This is a genomic window from Streptomyces sp. NPDC033270 (genome assembly GCF_055576575.1).
Genome location: NZ_JBVIRA010000001.1, coordinates 574,225 through 595,552, shown reverse-complemented (window position 1 = coordinate 595,552; position 21,328 = coordinate 574,225). Strand labels below are relative to the sequence as shown.

Genomic DNA, 21,328 nt, shown 5'->3' with positions numbered 1-21,328 from the left:
CAGTGGTCCCGAAGCACGCTCGTCAGTCGCGCCCGGATGGTGCAGGGTAGAGGGGTGGCCGCCCGGCAGCGTTTCGCCGGACTGTGGCAGCCATGGCAGTCGAGCCACGCGCTGTTGTTGATCCCGCTCGTGCTCATCGTGGTGATCACGGTCGTCGACCTGCTGGTTCCGGCCGATGTCCACCTCGGCCCGCTGCTGGTCATCGCACCCGCGATCACCGCGTCGTTCGCCGGTCCCCGCCTGACCGGGGTGGTCGGGGGCCTCGCGGTGGCAGCCCAGGCGTTCATCGGGTGGCACTTCGGCGTGCTGTTCTCCCGGAACGTGATGGTGCAGATCCTCGCCCTGGCGGTGCTGTCCTTCCTGATCGTGTGCTTCTGCGTGGTGCGCGAGCGGCGGCGCAAGGAGCTGGACCAGGTGCGGTCGGTCGCCGAGGCCGCCCAGCATGTCCTGCTGTGGCCGCTGCCCGAACAGCTCGGCCCGCTACAGGTCGCCTGCCTGTACCTGGCGGCGGAGGACGAGGCGCAGATCGGCGGGGACCTGTACGCGGCCACCCGTATCGACGGCGGGGCCCGCGTGATGATCGGTGATGTGCGGGGCAAGGGCCTGGACGCCATCGGAGAGGCCGCCCTTCTGCTCGGTGCCTTCCGCGAGGCCGCCCACAAGCACCTCACCCTTCCCGAACTGGCCGCCGGCCTGGAACAGAGCGTGACCCACTACCTGCCCGACTTCGAGCGCGAGGAGGAGGCCGGTGAGCGCTTCGTGACGACCCTGCTGCTGGAGATCCCCGATGCCGACCCCCTGACCCGGATGACCAGCTGCGGCCACCCTCCGCCCCTGCTGCTCCACCCCGGCGACGCCGACCCCGTTCCCGTCCACCCCGCACCACCACTGGGCGTCGGCTCCACCAGACCGGAGGACTACACGCTGGACGTGTTCTCCTTCGAGCCCGGCGACACCCTCCTGCTCTACACCGACGGCGTCATCGAGGCGCGCGACGCCCACGGCGCGTTCTACCCGTTCACCCAACGCGCCGCCCAGTGGACCGACAACAGCCCCGAGAATCTCCTGCACCACCTCCGGCGCGACCTCCTCGCCCACGTCGGCGGCCGCCTCGCCGACGACGCCGCCCTGATCGCGATCCGCCGCACACTGCCCGGGCACCCGGGCCGCCGGCACCGGAGGACCCCCCACTCCGACGGGATCCGGCACCGCTCCCAGGCCGAACCGCCAGCGCGCTGATCAGCTGCGACAGGCCACCCGGCCCGCGCTCGGCGGGCAGGGTGGCCGCACGCCGTCCGGGGCAGGGCCGGGACGGCTCAGTGCGGAGCGTTCCTGCCCGGGCTTCGGTGGCGGAGGGCGTCCTGGGAGTCGACGTACTTGAGCATGAGGCGGGCGAAGTCCAGGCGCTCCTGCTCGGGCCAGTCGGCGGTGATGGACTCGAAGGCGGAGCGCTGGTGGCGGGCGAAGCGGGCCATCAGCTCACGGCCCTCGGCGCTGAGGTGCAGGACGGTGCGGCGACCGTCCTGCTGGGAGGCCGCGCGGACCAGATAGCCGGCCGAGATGCAGTCGGAGACCATGCGGCTGGCCACCGACGGGTCCACGCCCAGGTGCTGGGCGACGGCGCCGACGGTGATCTCACCGGCGTCGGACCGCCCGTCCGACTCGCCCTCCGTGGCGTCCTGTTCGGCCTCCAGGACGACTCTGAGCACCAGCGTACGGCTGAGGTCCTTCTGGGAAATCGGGTCCTCGACCTCCAGGAGCGAGGAGCGCCGCAGCCTCCCGAAGGCCGGACCGACGGCGTCCAGCAGCTCGTCCGCGGTCTTCGACTCGCGCTTCGTCATGCCCCCATCGTACAGACATGAATGTCTCCACGAAGGCATGTGTTGACTTGCAATTGTGTGCGTGTCAGCATGCATATGCCTTCAAGCATCGAATGGAGCATCTTCATGTCCCTCCTCATCACCGGCGCCCGCGGCAAGGTCGGTCAGGCCGTCATCAGCCGCCTGCACTCCGCCGGTCTCACCGTGCGCGCCGCCAGCGCCAACCCGTCCGAACTGACCACCCCGGACGGCGTCGAGGTCGCCGAGCTCGCCCTCGACCGACCCGAGACCTTCGACTCCGCGCTCCGCGGCGTCCGCCAGGTCTTCCTCTACCCCCAGCCGGCCGGCATCCGAGAGCTGGTCAAGGCCTCCGAGGCGGCCGGCGTCGAGCACGTCGTCCTGCTCTCGTCCTCCTCGGTCCTGGGCCCGGACGCCGAGCACGACCCGCTCGCCGGCCACAGCCTCCACGTCGAGCGCGCCCTCGCCGACTCCGACCTCACCCGCACCTTCCTGCGCCCGGACGCCTTCGCCAGCAACTCCCTCGGCTGGGCCCACTTCATCGGCCGGTCGATGCCGATCCCACTCGCCTATCCGGACGCGCACATCGCGCCCATCCACCCCGACGACATCGCCGACATCGCCGTCGAGGCGCTGACCGGCACCTCCCTCACCGGCCGCTCGGTCACCCTGACCGGCCCCGACTCGCTCACCTTCCGCGAGCAGATCGCCGTGCTGGCCGAAGCCCTCGGCCACCGGATCGCGATCGAACACCTCACCCGCGCCGAGGCCGAGCAGCAGATGGGCCGTCACATGCCCGCGCCGATGGTCGCCTCGCTGCTCGACCTGTGGGAGGCCGCCAACCACGGTCCGGCGGCCATCGCCGACACCACCCAGACCCTCCTGGGCCGCCCTGCCCGCACCTTCCGGCAGTGGGCCCAGGAGAACGCCGCCGCCTTCACCCGGCACTGACCCGGACGGGCCGGCACCACACCGGTCCGTCCCTCACCCAAGGGATTCCATGTCCACGGCCTTGCACCAGGCCCCCGCCACCCCGCAGAACAAGACCGACCGCCGACGATGGGCCGTCCTCGCCGTCGTCCTCTTCGCCGCGGTCCTCGACCTCCTCGACGCCACGATCACCAACGTCGCCGCCCCGACCATCGCCCACGACCTGCACGGCGGGGACGCCCTCGTCCAGTGGCTGGGCGCCGGCTACGCCCTGGCCATGGGCGTCCTGCTGGTGGTCGGCGGCAGGCTCGGCGACAAGTTCGGCCGCCGCCGCCTGTTCCTGATCGGCCTGACCGGCTTCACGCTCGCGTCCGTCGCCTGCGGCCTGGCCGCGGGCCCCGCCTCCGTCATCGGGTTCCGCCTCCTCCAAGGAGCCTTCGGCGCCCTCGTGATCCCCCAGGGCTTCGGCATCCTCAGCGCGGTCTTTCCCCCGAACGAGATCGGCAAGGCGTTCGGTGTCTTCGCCCCCTGCCTCGGCCTGTCGGCGATCGGCGGCCCGGTCCTCGCCGGGGTCCTCATCGACAGCTTCGGCTGGCGCTCCATGTTCCTGATCAACATCGCCCTCGGCGGCCTCGCGATCGTCCTGGCCGCGCGGCTGCTGCCCCGCGACGCAGGCGACCGGACGGTCACCGTCGACGTTCCGGGCTCCGGGCTGCTCGCCGCCACGATGCTCGGCCTGCTCTACGGGCTGATCGACGGCTCCAGCCACGGCTGGACACTCCTCCCGGTCCTCTCCCTCACCGCCGGCGCCCTGCTCTTCGCGCTGTTCTGCCGGCGCCAACGAAGCGCCGCCGGCCCGCTCATCGAACCCTCGCTGCTCAAGAACCGCGGCTTCACCTCCGGCCTGATCCTCGGCCTCGTCTTCAACGCGGCGGTCACCGGTCTGCTCCTCGTGCTCTCCCTCTTCCTCCAGGGCGGACTGCACCGCACCCCGACCCAGACGTCCCTCGGCCTCGCCCCGGTCGCCGCCGGCATCATCGTCGCCTCGATCGCCGCACACCGTCTGATGGCCCGCCTCGGCCGTACGCTCATCCCCATCGGCCTGCTGCTCACGCTGGCCGGCACGCTGTCGCTACTCGCCCTGCTCCACGCCACCAGCCCGACGGCGTGGACGCTCCTCGCCCCGGTCTTCGTCACCGGCCTGGGTCTCGGCACCTGCTTCGGCACCGTCTACGAGATCACCCTCGGCGATGTCGGCCCGAAGGAGTCGGGCAGCGCCAGCGGTGCCCTCTCCGCCGTCGCACAACTCGCCAACAGCCTCGGCGCCGCGGCCATCACCACCGTCTACTTCCACACCGCCGGCGCCCCCGCGACCGCGGCCGTCCGCAGCCTCGCCGTGGTCGCCGCAGCCACCCTTGCCTGCTGCGCCCTCGTGCGGCTACTGCCCCGCCGGGCCCGGTCCCGGCACCACTGACCCGCTCAGGAGCACGACATGAAGCCCATCGGTTACTGGCTCAACCGCACCGACCACGCTCTCACCTCCCATATGAACGCCATGCTGGCCGAGTTCGGCCTCACCCGGATCGCCTGGCAGGTCCTCAACGTCGTCGAGGACGATCCGACGGCCACCGACACCGAAGTGCTGACCGTTCTGGCCGCCAACGCCGACGCCGCCTGCCTGACCGCCGCCGTCGAGACGGTCGTCACCGACGGCTGGGTCGCCCGCCCGGAGCCGGGCCGCCTCACCCTGACCGAAGACGGCCGCGCCCGCCTCGCCCGCGTCGCCGAACGCGTCCACGCCTTCCGCGAGTTGTCGACGGCCGGTATCCCCCGTGACGCGTACCGGATCGCCGTCACCGTCCTGGAACGGATGACCCACAACCTGGAGGGCGCGGCTCGGTAGACGTCGGGACCGATGTGCGGTGTCGGTCGTCTATCGGGGGCTGTCCCCGCGATGTCGGCGGCTCGTCGGCAGGGCCTGCCACCTTTTCGGAGACGGCCGGCCGGAGCTCACCGGGCGGCCCGGATCCCGAGGAGCCACCATGCGCACCCCCGTCACGATCATCGGCGCAGGACTCGGCGGACTCACGCTCGCCCGCGTCCTGCACGTCCACGGAACACCCGTGACGGTCTACGAGGCGGAGCCCTCCCCGGCTGCGCGTTCGCAGGGCGGGATGCTCGACATCCACGACTACAACGGGCAACTCGCCCTCCAGGCGGCCGGCCTGATGGACGAGTTCCACGCCATCGTCCTGGAGGGCCGTCACAGGGCCTGATCAACCTGTTCGCCGAGAAGGGCCAACGAGCCGACCAGGCCCCGAACTGATGCCGTCCTTCCGGACCGCGGGGCTCAGGCCGCGGCTGGTGTGTAGTGGTCCGCGTCGCCGCCTTCAAGGGCGCGGCTGGAGGTGCCGTCGATGCCCACCGGGGCGTCCCCGGCGACGGTCACCCGGTGCAGCAGGCGCGGCAGGTCGCCGTAGTCGTCGGGGGCGTAGTGCTGGGTGCTGCGGTTGTCGAAGAGGACGAGGTCACCGGGTGTCCAGGCCACCCGGAGGATGTTCTCCGGCCGCGTTACGTAGGACTGGAAGATGCGCAGCAGATCCCGGGACTCGGAGGGGCCGAGGCCCTCGATGGTCTGCGCGAAGCCTCCGATGAACAGGCCGCGCTCCCCCGTCTCGGGGTGCACGCGTACCACCGGGTGCGCGGTGCGGTACGTGCGCGAGACGAACTGCTTGCGGTGCTCGGCCGCCTTGTCGTTCTTCGGGGCGGCGTAGTCGTAGTCGTTGGTGTGCACCGCCCACAGCCTGTCCGCCAGCTCGCGCAGCGGCTCGGGCAGGTCCTGGTAGGCCGCAGCCGAGTTGGCGATCAGCGTGTTGCCGCCGTAGGGCGGGACGACGATGCTGCGCAGCGTCGATGCCTTCGGGGGTGTGCGGACGAAGGTGACGTCGGTGTGCCAGTGGTTGGCGCGGATTCCCTCGTCCCCGTCGACGGGCAGGATGTTGGGCTGCCCTTCGACGGACGGGACGGTGGGATGGGCGGTGGTGAGTTGGCCGAAGAGGGAGGCGAAGCGCAGCTGCCCGGCGTCGTCCAGCTGCTGGCCGCGGAAGACCAGCGCCTTGTGTTCCAGCAGCGCCGCGTTGATCTCGGCGACGATCGCCGGGTCGAGGTCGGCGGAGAGGTCGACGCCGACGATCTCGGCGCCGATGCGTCCGCCGATCCGGCGGATGTCGAAGCCTGTACTGGTGCTCATGTGTGGGTTCCTTTCAGGAGTTCGGGCAGGTCGGGAGTTCGGGCAGGTCGGGAGTTCGGCGGTCTGCGCGTGGTGCTGGAAGTAGCGCCGGTCGGTGACGTGTTCGGGCTGGGTACGCGGACGCCGCCAGGCGGCGTCGTGGTGGCCGGCTTTCATCAGGAAGGCGTTGAGGTGGAGGCGGCGGGGTCTGGCTTCGGTCTGGCGAACTCCGCCGGGTTCCTTGCGCGGGGTGGTGACGGGCGTCAGCTCGTCGTGGGGACGCGCCACGAGCTGAGCCGCTTCTCCACGGCCACCAGCAGCTGGTGGAAGGCCACGCCGATGACGGAGATCGTGACGATGCCCGCGTACATCTGCGGAATGGCGAAGTTGTACTGGGACGCGTTGATCAGATAGCCGAGGCCTGCCTTGGCACCGATCATCTCGGCGGCGACCAGGACGACGATGGACACCGCCCCTGCCAGCCGGATCCCGGTGAAGATCGTCGGCACCGAGGCCGGCAGGATCACCTTCTGGAACAGCCGCGGGGCGGACAGGTCCATGGACTTGGCCAGCCTCAGCAGGGTGGGGTCGACGGTGCGTACCGCGCTGATGGTGTTGAACAGGATCGGCCAGGCGCACGCGTACACCACGATGGAGATCTTCGACGTCTCCCCGATGCCGAGGAGCAGGACGAACACCGGCAGCAGGGCCAGGGCGGCGGTGTTGAGGAAGACCTGCAGCAAGGGGTTGAGGAGATCGGCGACGGGCCGGTACCAGCCGATGAGCAGGCCCAGCGGTACGGACACCGCGACGGCTATGCCGAATCCGCTGAACGAACGCACCAGGCTCGCCTGGGCGTTGTCGGCGAGCTGGCCGTTGGCCGCGAGTGCCCCCCATGCCTGGGCGACCTCGCTGAAGGGCGGCAGGAAGGTCCGGTCCACCAGGCCGAGGCGGGGCGCCAGCTCCCAGGCCAGCAGCAGGGCGACGATCGCCGCCGATTTGGTGGCGCCGGTCAGTGCCGCGCGCAGGATGCGCGGCACCACGGGAGCGCGGTGGAGCCGCGGCCCGCTCGGCGCGATCGGCAGGGCGGCCGCGGGCTTCTCGGTGGGCTCCGCCAGGGTGCCGGCGGTCGGCTCGGCGAGTTCCTCCGGAACCGTGCGCTCCTCCAGGGCCGTGCGCTCCTCCGGTGCCTTGCGTCGGGTGCTCGAAGCACTTGCGAGACTCATACGGAGACCTCTTCCTTCTCCAGCAGTTGGGTCCTGGTCACCTCGTCGTGCAGCAGCGTCCAGATCTCGTGTCGGTACCGTGCGAACTCGGGACTGGACCGCAGGTCGTCCGTCGCCGTGCGGGAGTCGAAGCCGATCGGCACGACCTGTTTGATGCGGCCGGGCCTGGAGGTCATGACTGCCACCCGTTGCCCCAGGTAGACGGCCTCCTCTATGCCGTGGGTGATGAAGACGACGGTCTTGCCGGTGCGCTGCCAGATGCGCAGCAGCTCGTCCTGGAGCGACTCCCTGGTCTGGGCGTCCAGCGCGGCGAACGGCTCGTCCATCAGCAGGACGTCGGGGTCGTAGGCGAGGGAGCGGGCGATGGCCACGCGCTGGCGCATGCCGCCGGACAGCTCGTGCGGGTGACGGTGCTCGAATCCGGAGAGCCCGACCAGGTCCAGGTACTCGCGGGCACGCGCGGCGCGCTCGCGTCGTGGCACGCCGGTCGCCTCCAGGCCGAACTCCACGTTGCCCAGGGCGGTGCGCCAGGGCAGCAGGGCGTACTGCTGGAAGACGATGCCGCGGTCCAGGCCGGGCCCGGTCACGGGTTCCCCGTCCAGGAGGATCCGTCCGTCGGTCGGCCGGGCGAGCCCGCCCAGCAGGTCCAGGAGCGTGGACTTGCCGCATCCGCTGGGGCCGACCACGACGACGAACTCCCCGGCGTCGATCCGCAGGTCGACGCCGTCCAGAGCGGTGAACTCACCTTCCCCGTGCGCCGAGCCGCGGCGCTGGGCCCTCCCCCTCTTGGCGGGAAAGGTCTTGCGTACCTGTTCGAACTCGATCTTCGGTGTGGCGGATCCGGGCATGGGTCAGCTCCCGCTCTTGGAGGTCGGCTCGGCCGCGGACGGCGTGTCCTTCGGATGGTTCTTCCGGTTGTCCTTCCGGCTGTACGCGTTGAACTCGTTGGTGTAGAGGTCCGACGCCTTGACCTGGCCCTTGTCGATGTCACCGCGTTCGGCGAGCCAGTCGATCCACAGTTGGAGGACCTTGTCGGTGATGCGCCCGCCGGTCTCGGCGACGCCGAAGGACTTCCAGTACTTCAGCGGTGCGGTGTCCTCGTTGCGGCCACGCTTCTTGACGATCTCGATCTGCCGCTCGATGACCTTTTCGCGTGGTGTGGCGCGGGCCCATTCGATGGCGCGCGCGATGCCCGTCACGAAGGTGCGCGCGGTGTCGGGGTTCTGCTTCAGGAAGCGGTCGTTCACCACATACGTGCCGGCGGAGAAGTCGCCGAGCAGCTGATGGTCGGTGAACAGCGGCCTGATGCCGCCGGACTGCAGGGCCTTGTCCCGCAGGATGTCGCCGAGGACGCCCACCTGGATCTGCCGCTGCCGCAGCGACTGCTCGATGTTGACCGGGGGCACCACCAACGGCTCGACCTTCTTGATGTCCGCCTGCGACAGGCCGTGGCGTTGCAGGTAGATGTCGAGCATCGCCTCGGAGTGCGCGCCGAGGGTGTTCATCCCGACCTTCTTGCCGATCAGGTCACGGGCCGACTGGATCGGGCTGTCCCTGAGGACGTAGAAGCCGTTGTAGGCGGCCTTGTCGACGCCGTAGTAGCTGATGACCGCCGTGATGGGCGCCTTTCTCGCGGCGAGTTTGACGACGGCTCCGTTGAATGCGCCGCCGAAGTCGACCTGTCCGGTGGCCGCCGACTGGATGTCCTGCGGCCCGCTGATCGTGTTGCCGACCCACTTCAGCTTCACGTCCTCCAGGAAGCCGAGGTCCTCGGCCAGTTCGGGCAGGATGACGGACCCCGCCCAGCCCTGGTACCGCAGGGTCTTGGTCTGATCCTTGGCCGAGCCGCCACCTCCGGCGCCGCAGCTGACCGCGACCGCCGAGAGGCCCAGCAGGGTGAGGAACTGTCGTCGGTTCGATGGGGTCGTCAGCGTGCTGATGGAGCTCATGGAAGGGTCCTGTTCACGTCGGTGGGTGGAGCGCGGCGGTACACGTACGGCGTTCTGTCGCGGACGCGGGGAGAAGGTGTGCGGCGGCCGGAGCCGCCGTCCCGATTTCCGGCGGGCACAAAGCCGGCCCGCGGCACGAAACCGAAAAGGGAAATGCGAAGGGCGGGGTGAACAAAGCAGCTCGCGCACCGAATTCCGCGGATTCCGGGTGGGGACGCGGCGAGAATCACCAGGCGACGGGGAAATCCCGGACGAGCGGGTGCACCGGGATCAAGGGTCGCTCAGGAGCTGACGCAGAGCGGCAGCTCCAGCGGCCAGCGGCCAGCGGCCAGCGGCCAGCGGCCAGCGGCAGCTCTAGCGGTCAAGCGGCACAGATGGCACTGGCCTGGCGTCGCAGATCGACGTGCAGGCGTGCGGTGAAGTTCTTCAAAAGACTCACACTCGGAGGCTGGCAGCGAAATTCAGCCACGTCAATGACGCAACAGCCCTCGTCTCATTATCTGATTCGCCTGCCACACACGCGCAGCATTTCGTTCACAATCGCAGTCGCACTCGCACTCGCACTCACAGAAAGCCTCTGTGGACACAGGTCGGCGCACCGGCTGGAATCCGGCAGCCCCGTGCGCGGTGGGACGGCCTCCGGGTGACCTCCGGGTGACCTCCCCACCGCGCACGGGCGCCCCGCTCATCTGCGCTGCCACTCCTCGGCCAGCAGCTCGTAGGACCGCACCCGGTCGGCATGGCCGTGGGTGATGGTGGTGATGAGCAGTTCGTCGGCCCCGGTGGCCTCCTGGAGTCGCTCCAGTTGGTCGGCCACCCGCCCGGGGGAGCCGACGAACTGGGTCTCGACACGGTCGGCGACCAGTCCCCGGTCGGCGTCGGTCCACACATGGGAGCGAGCCTGCTCGGGCGTGGGGAACTCGATCGCGCCCTCGGCGGTGCGGACGCTGCGGACCCACAGGCCGTAGCCGGTGGCGAGTGCGCGGGCGGTCTCGTCGTCCTCGGCGACGACGACATCGGCCGAGACGCTCAGGTACGGCTTGTCGAGCACGTCGGAGGGCTGGAACGCGGCCCGGTAGCCCTCCGCCGCCTCCAGCACGGTGGCCGGGCTGACGTGGTAGTTCGCCGTGAACCGCAGACCGTTGCGGCCGGCGACCTCGGCGCTCTGTCCACCGCTGCTTCCCAGGATCCACACCTCCACGTCGGCGCCCTCCCCCGGTACGACGTGTGCCTCGATGCCGTCCGGGGACCGGTAGGTGCCGGCCAGCAGCGCGAGGATGTCGTCGACCTGCTCGCCGTAGTCCTGGGACTCGGCGCCCGGCTGCTGGAGCAGCCTGCGCTGGAGCGCGACCCTGGGCGAGCCCAGCAGGTGCGCGAAGGAGAAGCGCTCCGGGATCCGCAGCCCGTTGGGGGCGCGGCCGTCGACGACGGGCGTCGCGGTCGGCAGCGGGGTGGCGGGCGGTCCGGACGGGCGGCCACCGGAGCGGCCGAGGCCCAGGTCGAGACGCCCGGGGTGCAAAGCGTCGATCAGGCCGAACTCCTCGACCGTGGACAGTGCGGTGCGGTGACCGAGCTGTACGGCGCCGGAGCCGAGCCGGATCGTCGACGTCGCGGACGCGGTCAGGGCGAGGACGACGGCGGGTGAGGTGCCCGCCACGCCCGGATTGAGGTGGTGTTCGGCGAACCAGTAACGGGCGTAGCCGAAGCGCTCGGCCTGCCGGGCCAGGTCGACGGAGTTGCGGAGCGCTTCGGTGGCCGTGGAGCCGGACGAGATCGGGACCAGGTCGAGGACGCCGAGGGGGGCGCTCATGACGCCGCCCGCCGGGCCGGCACCTCGGCATCGGGATGGTCCAGGCCGAGATGGTCGCGCAGGGTGGTGCCCTCGTACTCCGTGCGGAACACTCCGCGCTCCTGGAGCAGCGGAACCACGGTGTCGGCGAAGACATCGAGGCCGCCGGGGGTGAGGTGCGGGACGAGGATGAAGCCGTCGGAGGCGTCCGCCTGGACGAGTTCGTTGATGCTCTCGGCGACGGTGGCCGGGGAGCCGATGAAGGACTGGCGGGTGGTGGTCTCGATGACCAGCTCGCGGATGGAGAGGTTCTTCGCCTCGGCCCGCTCGCGCCACTCCTTGGCGACGGCGAACGGGTCACGGAACTGCCTGACGCTGGCCCGGCCGAGGGCGATGGTGTTCTCGCCGGGGACCGGGTCGACATCGGGCAACGGGCCCTCCGGGTCGTACGCGGACAGGTCCCGGTTCCAGATGTGCTCCAGGTACTTGATCGCGGTCGCGCCGCTGACCTGCTGGCTCCGGACCTCGTGGGCGAGTTCCCGGGCCTCGGCGTCGGTGTCGCCGAGCACGAACGTCGCGGCGGGCAGGATCAGCAGCTGGTCGGGCCTACGGCCGTAGCGGGCGAGGCGGCCCTTGACGTCCTGGTAGAAGGCCTGCCCCTCCGCCAGCTTGCTGTACCGGCTGAAGATCGCGTCGGCGCTGGAGGCCGCGAACTCACGTCCCTCGTCGGACTCCCCGGCCTGGAAGATCACCGGGCGTCCCTGGGGGCCGCGCGGGACGTTGAACTGTCCGCTGATGTCGAACTGCTCGCCCCGGTGGACGAAGGCTCCTGCCTTGGCGTCGCGCAGGAAGGTGCCGGTCGCCTGGTCGGCGATGATCTCGTCGCCGTGCCAGGAGTCGAACAGCTCGTGGGCCGTGGTCAGGAACTCCTTGGCCCGGGTGTAGCGCTCCTCCTGTGGCAGGAAGCCACCGCGGCGGAAGTTCTCGCCGGTGAAGGCGTCCCAGGAGGTGACCACGTTCCAGGCGGCGCGCCCGCCCGACAGATGGTCGAGGCTGGCGAACTGGCGGGCGACCTCGTAGGGCTCGTTGAAGGTGGAGTTGATGGTGCCGGTCAGACCGAGGTGTTCGGTGACGGCGGCGAGGGCGGTGAGGACGGTGAAGGTGTCGGGCCGTCCCACCACGTCGAGGTCGTAGAGCTTTCCGCCCTGCTCGCGCAGCCGCAGCCCCTCGGCGAGGAACAGGAAGTCGAACTTGGCTCGTTCGGCGGTCCGCGCGAAGTGCGCGAAGGAGCTGAACTCTATGTGGCTGCCGGCCTCGGGGGCGCTCCACACCGTGGTGTTGTTGACGCCCGGGAAGTGTGCCGCGAGGTGGATCTGCTTGCGCGGCCTGTCCGTTGACGACGTTGACGACGTATTCATTCGTTCAGTCCTTCCGACTCAGGCAGTGGCGGCGTAGCGGCTGGCGGGGCGGGCGAGCCCGAGCAGCCCGCGCAGGGTGTCGGCCTCGTAGGCGCGCCGGAAGGCGCCTCGGCGCTGGAGTTCGGGGACCAGGCCCCTGGTGATCGCGGGAAGGTCGTGTCCCAGGACGGCGGGGCGCAGCCGGAAGCCGGACAGCCCGGCCTTGCTCATCTCCAGCAGCAGATCGGCGAGTTGGGCGGGCGTGCCGGTGAAGATCCGGGCGTCGCTGGTGTAGGCGGGTCCCGCGAGGGCGTCGAGGCGCTCCTGGCGGGCCTCCGCAGCGGCCGGGGTGTCGTCCAGGAACACCACCAGATCGCCGAACAGGTGCAGCGGCTCGTCCGCACGCCCTGCCGCGTCCTGTTCGGCCCGCACCGCGGCGACGACGGCGCGCGCCTGTTCCGTGTCGTGCGGCGTGACGTACCCGACGTCGGCGGAGCGGGCCACCAGCCGGAACGGGGCGCCGGTCGCGTTCTCGTGCGCCAGCGCGCTCACCAGGGGCTGGCCCTGCGGCGGCCGGGGTGTGATCGAGGGGCCCTTGACGCTGAAGTGCCTGCCCTCGAAGTCGATGTAGTGCAGCTTGTCGCGGTCGATGAAGCGGCCGGTGGCGACGTCCCGGATCTCCGCGTCGTCCTCCCAGCTGTCCCACAGCCGGCGCACCGCTTCGACGTAGTCGGCCGCCTCGTCGAGGAGGTCGGTCGTCAGGTCCCGTACGGTCGGGGTGTCGAGGTCTCCGAGCTCGAACCGGGGGAACGTACGGCGCCCGAAGTGCACGGCCTCGTTCGGGCGCGCCGTCACCTGCACGCGCAGGCCCGCGCGACCGGTGCTCACGTAGTCGAGGGTGGCGATCGCCTTGGAGAGGTGGAACGGCTCGGTGTGGGTGGCCACCACGGTCGGCACGAGTCCTATGTGCCGGGTCAGCGGGGCGACGCGGGCGGCGATGAGGACGGCGTCCAGCCGTCCGCGCACCTGGTCGGTACGCCCGTCCGGTTCCAGAAAGTGCGAGGACTGCAATCCGAGCGAGTCCTCGATCGTCACGAAGTCGAGCAGACCGCGTTCGGCCTCGGCAACGAGGTCGGCCCAGTAGCCGGCGGTGAACAGGTCCCGGGGCCGGGCCACCGGCTCGCGCCAGGCGGCAGGGTGCCAGCCCGCGCCGTCGAGCGCGACGGCCAGGTGCAGCGGTGCGGAGGAACGGGCCGAAGAGGGCGGGGAGGACGGTGATGAGGACACGATGGGGCGCCTTCCTGAGGGGTCGTAGGTACCGGGAGTGGGCTCGTTGTACCGGGAGCGGGCTCATCTCGTCGTGAGCGTCGGGGGCGTCGGGGCGTGGCGAGTCGGTGCCGGACGGCCGCCCGGGGTGCGCACCAGCAGGAAATTCGTGCGACGGCGCAGGGTGAAGCCGATCGACTCGTAGAGGCGGATGGCGGTGGTGTTGCTGGCGAGGGTGTGGAGGAAGGGGGTGTCCCCGCGCTCCCGGATCCCGGCCGCCACCGCCCGGACCAGTCGCGTGGCCAGGCCCTGCCCACGGTGTGCCGGGTGGGTGCAGACCGCGCTGATCTCGGTCCAGCCGGGCGGCCGCACGCGTTCCCCCGCCATGGCGATGAGCGCTCCCCGGTGCCGGATGCCGAGGTAGGTGCCGAGTCCGACGGTGCGGGGCAGGAAGGGGCCCGGCCTGGTGAGGGCGATCAGGTCCAGGATCTCGGGGAGGTCGTCCGGCCCGAGGCGCACCGCTTCGGGGGCGGGTTCGGCGCCCAGCCCCGTGTCGACCAGTTGAACGCCCTGCCCGCTCTCCACGGTCTCCCATCCGTCGGGGGCGGCCCGCGCGCCCGTGACGGCGGTGACGGTGTCCGAGCCGACCAACGCGGCCAGGTCCTCCCAGGCCCCCGGGTCGGTCGGGTCGGCGAGGGCGGTGAAGGGGCACACGTCCAGGGGGTAGCGGGCAGCGCGGCCGCGACGCTCGGCGAACCGAGCATGCGGGCCGGTCAGCGCGGCCCAGACGGCGTTGTCCAGGACGTGCGGTTCTGCCGGGCTCTGCGCGGGGAAAGGAGAGACGCTGGTGGACATGGTGGTGAGAGGGCTCCGTGGCATCCGTGGCATCGGTGGTGTTCGTGGCATCGGTGTCATCCGTGGCGGACATGGCGGACCTGGCGGTTCGGTGCGCCCGGGACCCCGCGGCGGCGCCGGAGTCCCGGGCGGCAGACGCCCGTGCGAGCGTTGATCAGGAGTTTTCGAGCGGCAGGCCGGGCGGGTTGACCTGGGAGGTCTTGACGGCCTCGTTGGAGAGGTTCCAGGCGGCCAGCCACTTGGCGTACTGGCCGTGCTCGATCAGGTAGTTGATCGCCTCGGAGACCGGCTCGGCCAGCCCGCTGCCCTTCTTCGAGGTCGCCGCGATCAACCCCTGGAGCTTTGCGCCGGCGCCGGAGAACTTGCCCGCACTACGCGTCGCGTTGGGGGTCTTCGCCGTCCGGGTGATGTGGTACGCGATGCCGGGGTTGGGGCCGAAGTGGGCGTCGATCTTCCCGCTGTTCAGCGCCAGGTAGACGCTGTTGGCGTCCGGGTAGTACTTGACGGTGAGGTCCTTGCCCTGCTTCTTCAGCTTCGCCTTCCACTCCAGCAGGATCTTCTCCTGGTTGGTGCCCCGGCTCACCGAGAACGTCCTGCCGGCCAGGTTCCGGTAGTCGCCGTCGAAGTTCCAGGTGCTCTTCTTGGGCACCTCGAACCCCAGGTTGTCCTGCCGGTAGGTGGCGAACTCGTACTTCTTCTTGCGCTCCTCGGTGTCGGTGACGTTGGAGAAGGCCGCGTCGACCCGGCCGCTGTCGATGCCGACGAACAGGTTCTCCCAGGTCGAGTTCTTCAGCTCGGGCCTCAGCCCGAGGACCGCGGCCACCAGCCGGCCGAAGTCGGGTTCGGCTCCGGTGAGGGTCTTCTGGTCGTCGCCCACGAAGGCCAGCGGCGGGAAGCCGGCGGGCAGAGCGCCGACGCCGATGACCAGCTTGCCCTTCTTCGCGACCGGGTCAGGCAGCTTGGCACTGATGGACTTGACCTCGGAGACCTTGAGGTCGGTCTCCTTACCGGCTCCGTTGGAAAGGGCGCCCACGGCGACCGTCCCGGACGGCTTGCCGGCTGCCCTGCCGGCCGCGTCGCTGTTGCCCCCGCAGGCGGCGATGCCGGTGGCGAGGGTGGCGACGGCGGTGCCCGTGGTGAGGCCGCGGAGGAGTCGGCTGCGGAGGCTGCGGATGCGCATGGCTGTCCTTGGTTGGGTGAGCGGTTGTGGTGGCGTGGTGCTGGTTCTTCGGTGGCGTGGTGCTGGTTCGTCGGTGGTGTGGTGCGGGGCGAGCGGCGGGGTCAGAGCACCTTGCTCAAGAAGTCCCGGGTCCGCTCGTGCTTCGGGTGGTCCAGCACCTCGGTGGGCGGGCCCTGTTCGACGATCCGGCCCTCGTCGAGGAAGACGACCTGGTCGGCGACCTCACGGGCGAAACCGATCTCGTGGGTGACGATGATCAGGGTGGTGCCGCTGGTGGCCAGGTCCTTGATGACGGCCAGCACCTCGCCGACCAGTTCGGGGTCGAGCGCGGAGGTGGGTTCGTCGAAGAGGATGACCCCTGGCCGCAGGGCGAGGGCGCGTGCGATGGCGACCCGCTGCTGCTGGCCGCCGGACAACTGCCGTGGATAGGCACCGACCTTGTCGGCCAGGCCCACCCGGCCGAGCAGTTCACGGGCCAGCTCCTGGGCCTCGGGCCTGGTCAGCTTCCCGGTGGCCACGGGGGCGGCAGCCACGTTGTCCAGCGCGGTCAGGTGCGGGAAGAGGTTGAAGTTCTGGAAGACGAAGCCGATCCGGCTGCGCTGGCCCAGGATGGCCCGCTCGCTCAGCTCCTTGAGCCTCCCCCGGCCTTCCGTCGGGGGCACCCCCGTCTTGCCGCGCTCGCCGAGCCGGCGCACGCCGATCGGCTCACCGTTCACGCTGACGTACCCGACCTCGGGCTTCTCCAGGTGGTTGATCACCCGCAGCAGCGTGGACTTGCCGGACCCCGACGGCCCGAGGATCACGGTGACCTCGCCGGGCCGCACGGTCAACTCGACGCCGTCCAGGACCCGGTGGGCCCCGTACCACTTGTGCACGTCGTGGACCTCGACGGCGGCCGGTCGTATCTCGGCGGTCTCGGTGGTCTCGGCGATCTCCGTGGTCTGGGTGGTCATATCGCTATCTCCCTCCGAGCTCGGGCCCGCAGATCGCGCAGACCGCTCCGCAACTTCTGCAACGGCGTCGGCGGCAGGATGCGCGTCGCACCCCGGGAGAAGTACCGCTCGACGTAGAACTGGACGACGGAGACGGCACTCGTGAGGACCAGGTACCAGACGGTGGCGATCAGCAGCAGCGGGACGATGTCACCGGGGTAGGTGCTGCCCATGCTCTGCACCGAGCCGAACAGATCGAGCAGCGAGACGTAGAAGACGAGCGAGGTGCTCTTGATCAGGTTGATCAGCAGATTGACGTAGTTCGGGGTGATGGACCGCAGGGCCTGCGGAAAGACGATCCTCGTGAACTGGTAGCCCTTCGGCAGGCCGAGTGCCGATGCCGCCTCGTGCTGGCCCTGGTCGACCGCGAGGATGCCACTGCGCACCACTTCGGACGCGTACGCCGCCTCGTTCAGGCTGAGTCCGACCACCGCGACGACGATGTCGGTGGCGAGCCGGGACTCGTCGAACGTGAAGAAGGCGGGACCGAACGGAACCCCGAGGCTCAGCGTCTTGTACAGCGCGCTGAAGTTGTAGAGGAACAGCAGCACCACGATCAGCGGAACCGAACGGAACAGCCATGTGTAGGTCCAGCTGACCGCCCGCAGCACCGGGCTCCGGGAGAGCCTGCCGAGGGCGAGCAGGGTGCCGCCGAGCAGACCGAGCACGGCGCTGTACGCCGTCACCTCGAGGGTGATGAGCAGACCGTCGAGGATCGTCGGGCGCAGGAACCAGTACTGGAAGCGGTCCCACTGGTAGAAGGGGTTGGTCACCAGTCCGTGGACTGTCTGGGCGACCAGCACCAGCACGATCGCCGTGGCGATCCAGCGGCCTGGTCTGCGCAGCGGCAGCACCCGCTGTGCCGCCGGTGGCCGCGGTGCGGTGTCGTCGCCACCCGGCCGTTCGACTTCGGAAGGTCCGGCCTGGGAAGGTCCGGCCTGGGAAGGTCCGGCCTGGGAAGGTCCGGCCTGGGAAGGTCCGGCCTGGGAAGGTCCGGCCTGGGAAGGGCGTACGGGACGAGGCGCGGAGGAGGGTTCGGGGGTCTCCTCGACAGGAGGCGCTGAGGCAAGGGATACCGCAGCGCCCGGAGTTTCACTCATGAAGGGCTCCAGCGAATTCGGACACCCCGGACCACGGATGCGGCAACGCCACGGCGGCCCCGGAGGGGCTCTCGTGACGATGCGCAGGAAGGCGCGGAACGGGGGCTGGGGAGGGAGAAGGCGCACACCGCGACAGCGGCGGTGGGCATCAGAGACGCAGAGAACCGTCAGCCGTCAGTTGTGGCAGAAGGCACGGCAGGTGCAGCTCAGCTGCCGGTACACAGCGCGCTGTTGACGCGGAGCAGATCGACCGACCGGTTCGCGCACAGCAGCAGGCAGCCACGGCGCCGCCATGCGGCCGTCCCGAAAGCTGCGTACATTCCGTCACCATCGCTGTTCCGGCCCGTGCGGGCCTCGCGCTTACCGAAGGTCTTCCGGTCCGGTCGTCACCTGGGGCACCCCACCGCGGTGCGAGGGTTGCCGGTCAGCAAGCCAGGGCTTGTCGCTGACGCTCATGACCGATCTACGGCGTAAGTAGACAGACCTCGGACATGATTGTCAAAGCCTGCCCGACTCGTGGGACGACAAAACGACAAAACCGAGTCGGGAGAGACCCTGGCGGGGTGCAGCGGCATGCGGCATGCCCACATGTCATGTCACACCCCGTCAAGCAGGTTCGCTCTCCCTCCCCTTGCCGAAGCAGCGGCTCGGCTCGCCCCTGTTTGGGTGACGGGAGGAAGCCGTTCCTGCTGTTCGGGGCAGGCTGCCCCTGTCACTGATCCTCACTGCGCACGTCACACGTCTGTCATCGTGCGTCTCCAAAGAGAAGGACGGGCTCTTGACGGGATCGCAGCCTCGACGTGCCCTGCCGGCCGCGTTCTGTGCACTCGGCCTGGTCGGTAGCGCGCTCACCGTGGCTGCGTGTGCGACAGGGAGCGGGCCGGAGACACGGGCCTCTTCTTCCACGAAGGCGGATCCGGCGCACACCGATGTGCTGTTCATCGGAGCCCATCCGGATGACGAGTTCCAGTCCCTGGCCACGTTCGGGCAGTGGGGGGAGAACCCGGGGCTGAGCACCGGCGTGGTGACCATCACCCGCGGCGAGGGCGGCGGGAACGCCTCCGGCGACCAGGAGGGCGCCGATCTCGGCATGATCCGTGAGGACGAGGAACGCAAGGCCGTCGGGCGGGCCGGTATCCGCAATGTCTTCTACCTCGACAAGCCGGACTTCTGGTACACACTGTCCGCCCCGCTGACGACGACCATCTGGAACCGAGCACCGCAGCCGCCGAGGGACACCCTCTCGCGGCTGGTCCGGCTGATCCGGGCGACCACCCCGCACAAAGTGGTGACCATGGACCCGCGCCCGTTCAACCAGCACGGCAGCCACCAGGAGGCCGGTCGCCTCGCCGTCGAGGCGTTCCGTCTCGCCGGCGATCGGCAGGCGTTCCCCGAGCAGATCGACCAGGAGAAGTACGCGGTGTGGAAGCCTTCCCAACTGCTGGCCCAGAGCTGGGGCTTCAAGGGGCCCGTGGGTGCCACGTGCGCCACGGCGAAGTCCAGGGATCCGCACACCGGACTGCCCGTCGTGGGCGTGTGGACCGGCACGCAGTCCACCAGGAACCCGGGCACGACATGGGCCCAGATCGAACGGGACGCGGCCCGTGACTACGTCACCCAGGGATTCGGCACACTGCCGCACACGGTCGAGACCAAGCCGGACCGGCTGCCCTGCGAATGGTTCACCGTCCTTGCCGACAGAAGCCATCCGCCGACACCCGCGGTGCGCGAGCAGTCCGGGCTGCGCCCGCTGTACGCGGGTTTCCGTGACTGGGCGCGGCGGATGCGGATGCCGTGGCTGGCCAATGACGCCCAGCCCTCCTACCCCGCCCAGTCCGCCACCGACGTTCCCGAAGTCGCAAAGGCGCCCGTCGTGGACGGGGTGGCCGGCCCGGACGAATACCCGGGTCCGAAACTGGAGTTGAAGCAGTGGGAGGGAAAGGAGTGCGAGGGCGAAAGGGACTGCGCGGCCGCCGTCGAATTCTCCCGCCACGGTGACGACCTCTACGCCATCGTCCACGTCACGGACGACATCAAGGGCTACGCGCTGGACGCCGCCGGCGACTGCAAACGCCACTGGCGCACCGACGCCGTCGAGATCGACCTCGACCCCCAGGGCCGCTCCGACGGCACCTCGACCACTTTCAAGGCCGGCGTCCTCCCCTTCACCAAGGACGGCAAGGGCCCCTGCGCCGAGCGCGACGGAGACAACCGCCAGGGGCCGGCGAACCGCAACGCCCCTGGCATGGCCGTGGCCTCCGTCGACACCGACCCGTACAAGGGCTACTCGGTCGAAGCGAAGATCCCGCTCGCCGATCTGCCCGCTCCGGTCGATCCTGACCGCCTCGCCGCCAATGTGCTCCTGTACGACTCCGACACCCAGGACAAGACCGGCAAGACCCGCCTGGCCTGGTCCCCCTACGGCAGCGCCCAGGCCGACCCCTACGTGTGGCGCACCCTGCGCCTGCCCGGATACGTCCCGCCGCCCGGGCGCCCGACACGGCCCGCCGAGATCCCCCAGGACGCGGCACAGAGCGCGAAGTCCCGGGCCTCCGTCGAGCAGGCCCGCCGCACGGGTGTCCCCCGCGCGGGCGGTCCCCGCACCCCGCCGAGCCCGACCCCCTGAGGCCTCCTCCGGCAGCGGCGCGTTGAGCTGCCAGGGTGACTTCGCCGGAGGCGCCGTTTCCCGGTGGTACGGCACGGATACCCGACCAAGGCGGACACCGACAACGCGGCCCAGTTGTTCTTCCTCGACCTCCCGAAGTATCTCGGCAAGGTTCCGGCGGTGGCGGACGGCGGCGCGTGGTTGCCGGTGTTCCCGGAGATCGACGACCGGGAGGAGAGACTGCGTGCGTACTGGAGGAGGAGGCGCCGGGGACCGCGGTGCCGGCGCCGGGCTCAGCAGGTGACGACCTTGCCGTAGGAGCCCCTCCCCCAGTGCCAGGTCCAGGCCTCGCCGTGCTGGTAGGTCAGACACCGCGAGTCGGGCCCCCAGTCGATGACCACCTTCAGGTGCATGGCCCGGCCGCAGTCGTTGCCCACCGTCACCTTCTTCTCGTGCTTGATGACGTCCCGCCGGACGCAGGCCGGGGCGGTGCCCAGGATGCCCGCGCCCTCCGTGGCCTCGGTGGTGGCGCGGTCGCCGGGGCCCGGCTGTGCGGGCGCGGCCACCGCGGGCCCGGCCGGCAGGGCGAGCCCACCGCCGAGCGCCGCCACGGCGGCGGCCAGTGCGAGACGCTTACGGAGCGCGTTCCTCATGACGCGGAGTCCTTTCCTCTGGTGCTCTGGCGTTCCCTGACGTCAGGGAGGGCGGCGGGCCACGCCACCCGAGCTACGCCGTCGAGCCTGCGAGTCGGACCGCCGCGAGGGCCATCCCCACCGCAGAACTGCCGCAGCCCTGGGACGTCCCACCCGCCGACCAGCGCGAACAGCCCCAGCCGAGACGCCGCCGTGGGACGCCGCGCGGGACCAGCCGCTCACCACCGGGCCGCCGTTCCCCACCCCACGGCGCCCGCTCGTCACCAAAGGCTCTGCCACGGCAACTCACCGTGACCCCGCCGACGGCCACCGCGACACC

The 21,328-nt window shown here is 70.4% G+C and carries 19 protein-coding genes, 1 pseudogene and 1 riboswitch; of the genes and pseudogenes, 6 read left to right on the top strand and 14 right to left on the bottom strand.

Annotated features, from left to right (window positions below):
- The first annotated feature begins 36 nt into the window (after nt 1-36).
- The gene (locus ACZ5XZ_RS02775; protein WP_468973882.1) at nt 37-1,239 is read left to right on the top strand and encodes a PP2C family protein-serine/threonine phosphatase; all 1,203 of its coding nucleotides are present in this window, start codon (nt 37-39) and stop codon (nt 1,237-1,239) included.
- A 77-nt stretch (nt 1,240-1,316) separates the two neighbouring features.
- Here the strand turns inward: ACZ5XZ_RS02775 and ACZ5XZ_RS02770 are convergent, their stop codons facing one another.
- Nucleotides 1,317-1,841 carry a MarR family winged helix-turn-helix transcriptional regulator gene (locus ACZ5XZ_RS02770; RefSeq protein WP_468973880.1) on the bottom strand — a complete coding sequence of 175 codons (525 nt, stop codon included), beginning with the start codon at nt 1,839-1,841 and terminating at the stop codon, nt 1,317-1,319.
- 105 nt (nt 1,842-1,946) lie between these two features.
- Here ACZ5XZ_RS02770 and ACZ5XZ_RS02765 point away from each other — a divergent pair, with 105 nt between their 5' ends.
- The 4 genes and pseudogenes from ACZ5XZ_RS02765 to ACZ5XZ_RS02750 form a co-directional block, all read left to right on the top strand.
- Entirely contained in the window at nt 1,947-2,789 is an 843-nt protein-coding gene (locus ACZ5XZ_RS02765) for an NAD(P)H-binding protein (RefSeq protein WP_468973879.1), read from the top strand.
- A gap of 49 nt (nt 2,790-2,838) precedes the next feature.
- Nucleotides 2,839-4,242, top strand: a complete 1,404-nt coding sequence (locus ACZ5XZ_RS02760; RefSeq protein WP_468973877.1) for an MFS transporter — start codon at nt 2,839-2,841, stop codon at nt 4,240-4,242.
- An 18-nt stretch (nt 4,243-4,260) separates the two neighbouring features.
- Nucleotides 4,261-4,671 carry a MarR family winged helix-turn-helix transcriptional regulator gene (locus tag ACZ5XZ_RS02755; RefSeq protein WP_468973875.1) on the top strand — a complete coding sequence of 137 codons (411 nt, stop codon included), beginning with the start codon at nt 4,261-4,263 and terminating at the stop codon, nt 4,669-4,671.
- A gap of 139 nt (nt 4,672-4,810) precedes the next feature.
- A pseudogene (locus ACZ5XZ_RS02750) lies at nt 4,811-5,032 on the top strand (FAD-dependent oxidoreductase); the annotation flags it as partial.
- 86 nt (nt 5,033-5,118) lie between these two features.
- On the opposite strand, the gene ACZ5XZ_RS02745 reads toward ACZ5XZ_RS02750, so the two are convergent.
- The 12 genes from ACZ5XZ_RS02745 to ACZ5XZ_RS02690 form a co-directional block, all read right to left on the bottom strand.
- Nucleotides 5,119-6,018, bottom strand: coding sequence for a TauD/TfdA dioxygenase family protein (locus ACZ5XZ_RS02745; protein ID WP_468974169.1), 900 nt, complete (start codon nt 6,016-6,018; stop codon nt 5,119-5,121).
- Nucleotides 6,019-6,260: 242 nt separating this feature from the next.
- Complete coding sequence (locus ACZ5XZ_RS02740; protein ID WP_468973873.1) at nt 6,261-7,223, bottom strand: ABC transporter permease; 963 nt, start codon at nt 7,221-7,223, stop codon at nt 6,261-6,263.
- Nucleotides 7,220-8,071 (bottom strand): ABC transporter ATP-binding protein, encoded by an 852-nt coding sequence (locus ACZ5XZ_RS02735; RefSeq protein ID WP_468973871.1) that lies wholly within the window; start codon nt 8,069-8,071, stop codon nt 7,220-7,222. Before ACZ5XZ_RS02735 ends, ACZ5XZ_RS02740 begins: the two co-directional genes overlap by 4 nt.
- A gap of 3 nt (nt 8,072-8,074) precedes the next feature.
- Nucleotides 8,075-9,172: an ABC transporter substrate-binding protein gene (locus ACZ5XZ_RS02730; protein ID WP_468973869.1), complete on the bottom strand. Its 1,098-nt coding sequence runs from the start codon at nt 9,170-9,172 to the stop codon at nt 8,075-8,077.
- A gap of 361 nt (nt 9,173-9,533) precedes the next feature.
- A complete protein-coding gene (locus tag ACZ5XZ_RS02725; RefSeq protein ID WP_468974167.1) occupies nt 9,534-9,611 on the bottom strand; it encodes a putative leader peptide in 78 nt (25 codons plus the stop codon).
- 246 nt (nt 9,612-9,857) lie between these two features.
- A complete protein-coding gene (locus ACZ5XZ_RS02720) occupies nt 9,858-10,982 on the bottom strand; it encodes an LLM class flavin-dependent oxidoreductase (RefSeq protein WP_468973867.1) in 1,125 nt (374 codons plus the stop codon).
- Nucleotides 10,979-12,379: an NtaA/DmoA family FMN-dependent monooxygenase gene (locus ACZ5XZ_RS02715; protein ID WP_468973865.1), complete on the bottom strand. Its 1,401-nt coding sequence runs from the start codon at nt 12,377-12,379 to the stop codon at nt 10,979-10,981. Before ACZ5XZ_RS02715 ends, ACZ5XZ_RS02720 begins: the two co-directional genes overlap by 4 nt.
- A gap of 18 nt (nt 12,380-12,397) precedes the next feature.
- Entirely contained in the window at nt 12,398-13,645 is a 1,248-nt protein-coding gene (locus tag ACZ5XZ_RS02710; protein WP_468973863.1) for an LLM class flavin-dependent oxidoreductase, read from the bottom strand.
- Nucleotides 13,646-13,708: 63 nt separating this feature from the next.
- Nucleotides 13,709-14,479: a GNAT family N-acetyltransferase gene (locus tag ACZ5XZ_RS02705; RefSeq protein ID WP_468973861.1), complete on the bottom strand. Its 771-nt coding sequence runs from the start codon at nt 14,477-14,479 to the stop codon at nt 13,709-13,711.
- A gap of 154 nt (nt 14,480-14,633) precedes the next feature.
- Nucleotides 14,634-15,659, bottom strand: coding sequence for a transporter substrate-binding domain-containing protein (locus ACZ5XZ_RS02700; protein WP_468973859.1), 1,026 nt, complete (start codon nt 15,657-15,659; stop codon nt 14,634-14,636).
- Nucleotides 15,660-15,760: 101 nt separating this feature from the next.
- Nucleotides 15,761-16,612: an amino acid ABC transporter ATP-binding protein gene (locus ACZ5XZ_RS02695; RefSeq protein WP_468973857.1), complete on the bottom strand. Its 852-nt coding sequence runs from the start codon at nt 16,610-16,612 to the stop codon at nt 15,761-15,763.
- Nucleotides 16,609-17,751: an amino acid ABC transporter permease gene (locus tag ACZ5XZ_RS02690; RefSeq protein WP_468973855.1), complete on the bottom strand. Its 1,143-nt coding sequence runs from the start codon at nt 17,749-17,751 to the stop codon at nt 16,609-16,611. The genes ACZ5XZ_RS02695 and ACZ5XZ_RS02690 overlap by 4 nt, the downstream gene beginning before the upstream one ends.
- A gap of 351 nt (nt 17,752-18,102) precedes the next feature.
- A riboswitch (SAM riboswitch) is annotated at nt 18,103-18,211 on the bottom strand.
- A gap of 318 nt (nt 18,212-18,529) precedes the next feature.
- Here ACZ5XZ_RS02690 and ACZ5XZ_RS02685 point away from each other — a divergent pair.
- Entirely contained in the window at nt 18,530-20,377 is a 1,848-nt protein-coding gene (locus tag ACZ5XZ_RS02685; RefSeq protein WP_468973853.1) for a PIG-L family deacetylase, read from the top strand.
- Between the two features lie 272 nt (nt 20,378-20,649).
- On the opposite strand, the gene ACZ5XZ_RS02680 is transcribed toward ACZ5XZ_RS02685, so the two are convergent.
- Nucleotides 20,650-21,009 carry a hypothetical protein gene (locus tag ACZ5XZ_RS02680; protein WP_468973851.1) on the bottom strand — a complete coding sequence of 120 codons (360 nt, stop codon included), beginning with the start codon at nt 21,007-21,009 and terminating at the stop codon, nt 20,650-20,652.
- Nucleotides 21,010-21,328: the final 319 nt, after the last annotated feature.

What these genes read in the sequence shown, in the direction of transcription:
- ACZ5XZ_RS02775 (WP_468973882.1), top strand. Translation starts at nt 37, where the DNA reads ATGGTGCAGGGTAGAGGGGTGGCCGCCCGGCAGCGTTTCGCCGGACTG.
- ACZ5XZ_RS02770 (WP_468973880.1), bottom strand. Translation starts at nt 1,841, where the DNA reads ATGACGAAGCGCGAGTCGAAGACCGCGGACGAGCTGCTGGACGCCGTC.
- ACZ5XZ_RS02765 (WP_468973879.1), top strand. Translation starts at nt 1,947, where the DNA reads ATGTCCCTCCTCATCACCGGCGCCCGCGGCAAGGTCGGTCAGGCCGTC.
- ACZ5XZ_RS02760 (WP_468973877.1), top strand. Translation starts at nt 2,839, where the DNA reads ATGTCCACGGCCTTGCACCAGGCCCCCGCCACCCCGCAGAACAAGACC.
- ACZ5XZ_RS02755 (WP_468973875.1), top strand. Translation starts at nt 4,261, where the DNA reads ATGAAGCCCATCGGTTACTGGCTCAACCGCACCGACCACGCTCTCACC.
- ACZ5XZ_RS02745 (WP_468974169.1), bottom strand. Translation starts at nt 6,018, where the DNA reads ATGAGCACCAGTACAGGCTTCGACATCCGCCGGATCGGCGGACGCATC.
- ACZ5XZ_RS02740 (WP_468973873.1), bottom strand. Translation starts at nt 7,223, where the DNA reads ATGAGTCTCGCAAGTGCTTCGAGCACCCGACGCAAGGCACCGGAGGAG.
- ACZ5XZ_RS02735 (WP_468973871.1), bottom strand. Translation starts at nt 8,071, where the DNA reads ATGCCCGGATCCGCCACACCGAAGATCGAGTTCGAACAGGTACGCAAG.
- ACZ5XZ_RS02730 (WP_468973869.1), bottom strand. Translation starts at nt 9,172, where the DNA reads ATGAGCTCCATCAGCACGCTGACGACCCCATCGAACCGACGACAGTTC.
- ACZ5XZ_RS02720 (WP_468973867.1), bottom strand. Translation starts at nt 10,982, where the DNA reads ATGAGCGCCCCCCTCGGCGTCCTCGACCTGGTCCCGATCTCGTCCGGC.
- ACZ5XZ_RS02715 (WP_468973865.1), bottom strand. Translation starts at nt 12,379, where the DNA reads ATGAATACGTCGTCAACGTCGTCAACGGACAGGCCGCGCAAGCAGATC.
- ACZ5XZ_RS02705 (WP_468973861.1), bottom strand. Translation starts at nt 14,479, where the DNA reads ATGTCCACCAGCGTCTCTCCTTTCCCCGCGCAGAGCCCGGCAGAACCG.
- ACZ5XZ_RS02700 (WP_468973859.1), bottom strand. Translation starts at nt 15,659, where the DNA reads ATGCGCATCCGCAGCCTCCGCAGCCGACTCCTCCGCGGCCTCACCACG.
- ACZ5XZ_RS02695 (WP_468973857.1), bottom strand. Translation starts at nt 16,612, where the DNA reads ATGACCACCCAGACCACGGAGATCGCCGAGACCACCGAGACCGCCGAG.
- ACZ5XZ_RS02690 (WP_468973855.1), bottom strand. Translation starts at nt 17,751, where the DNA reads ATGAGTGAAACTCCGGGCGCTGCGGTATCCCTTGCCTCAGCGCCTCCT.
- ACZ5XZ_RS02680 (WP_468973851.1), bottom strand. Translation starts at nt 21,009, where the DNA reads ATGAGGAACGCGCTCCGTAAGCGTCTCGCACTGGCCGCCGCCGTGGCG.